This window comes from Deltaproteobacteria bacterium (assembly GCA_009929795.1).
Taxonomy (GTDB): domain Bacteria; phylum Desulfobacterota; class Desulfovibrionia; order Desulfovibrionales; family Desulfomicrobiaceae; genus RZZR01.
In genome coordinates this window covers 1-5,595 of the sequence record RZZR01000149.1, presented here as the reverse complement: position 1 = coordinate 5,595, position 5,595 = coordinate 1, and the positions used below count along the sequence as shown (strand labels likewise).

3 protein-coding genes are annotated in these 5,595 nt (G+C 64.6%); all 3 read right to left on the bottom strand.

All coding sequences use genetic code 11. The annotated features are described in order from the left end of the window. The coding region (locus EOM25_11855; GenBank protein NCC25867.1) for a transporter substrate-binding domain-containing protein at nt 1-2,968 on the bottom strand (2,968 nt) is incomplete at its 3' end. Nucleotides 2,969-3,001: 33 nt separating this feature from the next. Continuing rightward, the gene (locus EOM25_11850) at nt 3,002-3,775 is read right to left on the bottom strand and encodes a sulfite exporter TauE/SafE family protein (protein ID NCC25866.1); all 774 of its coding nucleotides are present in this window, start codon (nt 3,773-3,775) and stop codon (nt 3,002-3,004) included. Between the two features lie 28 nt (nt 3,776-3,803). After that, nucleotides 3,804-5,595, bottom strand: a 1,792-nt coding sequence (gene ptsP, locus EOM25_11845) for a phosphoenolpyruvate--protein phosphotransferase (GenBank protein NCC25865.1), incomplete at its 5' end; no start/stop codon positions are given.

Genomic DNA, 5,595 nt, shown 5'->3' with positions numbered 1-5,595 from the left:
GGATGGCCCTGGTCGCCTCCACCCCGTTCATGACCGGCATCTGAATGTCCATGAGGATGCAGTCGAAATCCCCTTCGGCGAGACGCATGATGGCCTCCCGGCCGTCCCCGGCCACCGCCACCGAATGTCCTGCCTTTTCCAGCAGCCCGCTCGTGGCCAGCTGGTTGCAGGGTTCGTCCTCGGCCAGCAGGATCCGAAAATGCCGCCGGGTTCTCTGGGCCTGAACGGTTTTCGTCGGAACGGGCCAATCGTTTTCTTTGGACTCCCTGAAGGGCAGAACGACGTGGACGCTCGTCCCCTGCCCGTAGGTGCTATCCATGACGATGGACCCGCCCATCAGCTCCACGAGCCTGCGGACGATGACCAGACCCAGACCGGCCCCCTGGTACTGGCGGGTCAGGGAGCCGTCCACCTGGACAAAGGGTTTGAAGAGAGTCTGAAGCTTGTCCTCGGCAATGCCTATGCCCGTGTCCTCCACCGTCAGCAGAACCTGGCTCTGGCCATCGCGGATCTCGGGCAGGGCCCACATGGTCAGATGGACCGAACCCCGGATCGTGAACTTCAAGGCGTTGCCGACCAGATTGAAGAGGATCTGCCTGACCCGGGCCTCGTCGCCGATCAAAACGGACGGCACGTTCGGGTCGATGTCGCAGGCCAGGGTCAGTCCTCTGTCCCGGGCGGTTACCGAAAAGAGTTCCAGGACGGACCGACCCAGTTCCTCGGGATGGAACGGGGCCTCAATGAGGGGCATCTTCCCGGCCTCGGCCCTGGACAGGTCGAGAATGTCGGACAGCAGGCGGCTCAGGCGGGTGGCCGACTTGATGGCCAGATTCACGTACCCGGTCTGCTCCTCGGTCGTGTCCGTGGTCTGCAAAAGTTGGAGCATGCCCATGATGCCGTTGATGGGCGTCCGGATCTCGTGACTCATGTTGGCCAGGAACTCACTCTTGGCCTTGTTGGCGGCCTCGGCCTGCTCCTTGGCCCGACGCAGGTCCTCCTGGGCCCGCTTTTGGTCGGTGATGTCCCGGAACTCGACCACCCGGACGGCCTTGCCCTTGTAGGTGATCATTCGCCCCTCGAGTCTGACCGGGTATTCCCGGCCATCCTTGCGAAGGCCCACGGCCTCATAGGATTTCTCGACTCCGGCCAGGATGTTCCGCATGACCAGATCGCGTGACTGCTCGGCGATGAGAAGCAGACCGTCCATGCCGATCAGTTCTTCGTTTGTGTACCCGGTGATTTCTGACAGGCCCTGGTTGCAGTCCAGGATCAACCCCTTGTCGTGAATGACGATGCCTCCGAAGGAGGCGTTGTGCAGGACCTTGAACCGGGCCTCGCTCTCCTGGAGTTCCCGGGTTCTGGTCCTGACCTGCCGGCGCAGTGCCCAGGACCAGAGAAACGAAACAAGAAGGAGGATGATGAGAGGGATGAAAACCATGGCCAAGGAGCGCAAAATCTCAGCCATCGGGAGGCCATTTGTCTCGTGCACGCCCATCCATCTGTCGTGGATCCTGCGGAACTCGCCGCTCTCCTTAAGAAGCTGCAGGCCCTCGCTGAACTGGGCCAGCAGGGCCCCTTGCCCTCCGCGCACGGCGTAGCAGAAATCGGCCGACAGCAGGGACTTTCGGCCGACCTTCACGTTTTCCAGTCCGTCCCGGTCGACCCAGTACATGGCGACCATCCGGGGCAGCAGGGCCACGTCGTTCCGCCCCTCGGACAATCCCCGGAGAACGGCCCGGGGGGAATCGAAAACCGCAGTCTGTTCGCCAAGGCCGTTCTCCACGACATAGTCATGCATGATGTCGGCCCGCTGGACCACGAGCCGCCGCCCGCGCAGGTCGTCAAGGCTCTCCGGAAGTCTGGTTCCGTCGTCTCTGACGATGCCCACGTAGTGGATGATCGCCATCGGAGCCGAAAAATCAAAGGTCTTTCCCCGCTCCGGGGAATAGAGCATCCCCTGGACGGCGTCGATTTCCCCCCTGTCCAGCCTCTCCCGGACCTGGACCCAGGGGCCGAGACGGATTTCCATGTCCAGGTCCAGTTCCCGGGCCAAAGCCCGGGTCAGCTCGACGGTGTACCCGGCAGGCCTACCGTTCTCGTCCAGAAAGGAATACGGGGGATAGTTGTCGTCGCCTTCGACGATGAGGCGTCGATGGTAGGGGAGATCGAGTTGTCCGAACCAGCGGGCGTGAAGGGCCCGGTGGGTGCCGTCGGCAACGATCAGGGCCAGGCCTTCGTTCAGCAGGGCCAGGAGGTCTTTGTCTCCCTCCCTGACGGCGAAGCAGAAGTCCTGGCGGAACCCCTCGATGGGCCGGTCCAGGACGCGCAGATTTGTCAGGCCGGTTTCCCGGATAAGCCGCAGGGCCACCAGCCGCTGAACGACCACGGCGTCGTGTTGGCCCTCGGAGAGTTCCCTCAGGGCCTGCTCGAAGGTGGCCGTAGTCCGGATGTCGATGCCCCGGTCTTCGCGCCGGAGGAACTCATCGGCGTTGTCGCCTCGCATGACGGCCACGGTCCGGCCCCGGAGATCGTCCAGGCTGTCGATGCCCTCGGTGCCCTCCCGGACGACGATGGCCCCGTGCAGGGACATGTAGGGCACGGTGAAGTCGAAAATCTCTTCCCGTTCGGGTGTCCGGCCCACCAGGGGCAAGGCCTCGACCTCTCCCCGCTCCAGCCAGCCCTTGACCTCGGCCCATGGGCCGGTGCGAAAAAACACGTCCCGGCCCATGACCGCCAGGCTGGCCCGCAGAAGCTCCACCGCGAAACCGCTGGCCCGGCCGTCGTTCTCGACAATGGAAAAGGGCGGGTAGTCGATCTCGGCGGCCGAGAGAATGGGCGGCCTGGCCTCCGGTTCGGCGGCCATGGCCCATCCGGCCAAAGTCAGGATCAGGGCCAGAGCCGTCAGCGTCGGCCAGGCCGTCAACCTCCCGTGACTAGGTCGTTTTCCCGGAACGAATTCAAAATTCATACTTCGTCTTCCCTGAATGTTGCTTGATCCTTCCTAGAACACTCCGGTCACGAACCCCAGGGCCAAAATCAGCAGCAGCCCGGAAACAAGGATCTGGACGGACTTGATGGTGATCTTCTTCAGAATCCGGGACCCGATGAACGACCCGGCAAAGGCCGCCAGGCAGGCCGAGCCCACCAAGGGCCATTCGACGTCCAGACTCCGGGCCCTCAAATCCCATCCGTAGACGAGGATTCTGGACATGTCGACCAGGACCGCGATCATCACCCCCGTGGCCACGAAGGCCGTCTTGTCCAGCCCGGCCTTCAGGAGGAACATGCTCCGAAAGGCCCCCTGATGCCCGGACAGCCCGCCAAAGAATCCGCTGATCAATCCACCCAGGGGAATGAACTTCCGGTCCAGGGCCAGGGCCGAGAACCGGGGCCAGAGTTCGAGGCCGACAAAGACCAGGATGAGCGACCCGATGACGAGCTTCACCGGCGAAACCTGCATGTACCGGCCAAAGGCCGTGTACTCGAACAGGGACCCGGCCCCGGAAACCCAAACCAGGACCAGGGCCCCGGCAAAGGCCGCAATGACGGCCGGAATGCCGAAGGCCAGGAGCACCGAACGGTCCGCGTTCCTTCCGAGCAGAACGACCTTGAACAGGTTGTTGGCCAGGTGGACTATGGCCGTGACCCCGATGGCCACCTCCATGGGGAAAAAGATGGCCACCACCGGCATGAGCAGGGTGCCCAGCCCGAAACCCGAAAACAGGGTCAGGGCCGCAGCCCCGAGGGCCGCCAGGGAAACGATCAGGATGTCCATAAACCCTCCACTATGTTCGAACGCATAATCAAAAACCTTTTCCACACCCCTTCAGACACAATTCCCTCACCCGGGCCGCAGAATCCAGGGTCAGTGCCCTGGAGGCCAATTCCCGGCACCGGCTCAGGCTCAAGGTCCGGACCTGGGCCTTGACCGTGGGGATGGAGGCCAGACCAACGCTCAGTTCCCGTACGCCCAGGCCGATGAGAATGGGCACGGCCTGGGCGTCTCCGGCCAGGCCGCCGCAGATCCCGCACCACTTGCCCTGGGCAGTGGCCGCCTGGGCCGCCCGGTGGATCAGGGTCAGCACGGCCGGGTCCAGGCCGTCGCAATGGGCCGCCAGTTTGGCATGGCCCCGGTCCATGGCCAAAGTGTACTGGGTCAGATCGTTGGTGCCCACGGAAAAGAAATCCGCCTCCCGGGCGAACTGCTCGGCCAACAGGGCCGCCGCCGGGGTCTCGACCATGATGCCGACCGGAATCGGCTCGACCCCCAGCCGCTCCCGCTCCTCATCGACCATGGCCCGGGCCTGCCGGAATTCCTCCAGCCTGGAAATCATGGGGAACATGACCAGGGGTTGGCCGTGGGCCGAGGCCTGGAGGATGGCTCGGATCTGGGTCCGGAGGAGTTCCGGCCGGACAAGGCCGACGCGGATGCCCCGCTCTCCCAGAAAGGGATTGTCCTCGGGGTCCATGGGCAGGTAGGCCAGGGGCTTGTCCCCGCCCACGTCCATGGTTCGAATGACCACCGGCCGATCCGGCCCCATGGCCTGAAGAACTTTGGTGTAGATGGCCGCCTGCTCGTCCTCGTCCGGGGCCGTGTCCCGACCCATGAACACGAACTCCGTTCGCATGAGTCCCACGCCGTCCCCGCCCATGGCCGCGCACTTTTCCGCCTCCTCAACCCCGCCGATGTTCCCGGCCACCTCAATCCGGATCCCATCCACGGTCACGGCCGGCTCGTCCTTGGCCGACAGTTCCATTTCCCGCCTGGCCCGGTTCTCGGCCATCTTGTGCCGGTGCTCGCCCATCTCCCGCTCGGTGGGATCGAGCCGCAGACATCCCCCGGCCGCGTCCAGAATGGCTGGGGTCTCCTCGGGCAGATCGAGGAGCCTTGGTCCGCATCCGGCCATCATGGGCAGGCCCATGGACCGGGCCAGGATGGCCACGTGGGACGTGGCCCCTCCGGCCACCGTGCACAGCCCGACGATGTTTTTGGTGTCCAGTTCGGCCATGTCCGACGGGGTCAAATCCCGGGAGACCAGGATGCTTTCGGGAGAATAGGCCCTCTGAACCCTGGCCGTGCCGGTCAGGAAGCCCAGGACCCGCTCGCCCACGTCACGCAGATCGTCGGCCCGCTGGGCCAGAAGATCGTTGCGGAGTCCAGCCAAAAGATCCGCGTGGGCCGTGTAGGCCTCTTGCCAGGCAAAGGCCGCGCTTCGTCCCTGGCCGATGCCCTCCCTAACCCGGTTCAACAATTCCGGGTCTTCAAGGAGTTCGAGGTGGGCCGCGAAGATGCCGGCCTCGGCCTTTTTGCCGACCCCGGTTCTGAGGGCTCCGATCTCCTGTCTGGCCCGGTCCAGGGCCGCGTCCAGCCTGCCGAGTTCCTTGGCCTCTCCCTGCCCCTGTTCCGAAACGTCGAAGACCCGGCCCTGCTTGCGCCGCAGACGACCCACGGCCAGTCCCGGCGACGCGGCCACGCCATGAACCAGACAGGCATCTCCGGAATCGGACACCGGAACAGGAGCCTCGGCCGCCCTGGGCCGGGCAACGGCCACCGTGGCCTCGCCCAAACCGTCTCGCAGGGCCCGGGTCAAAGTC

Bases quoted from the DNA above. Each gene is read 5' to 3' on its own strand.
- EOM25_11850 (NCC25866.1), bottom strand. From the start codon at position 3,775: ATGGACATCCTGATCGTTTCCCTGGCGGCCCTCGGGGCTGCGGCCCTG.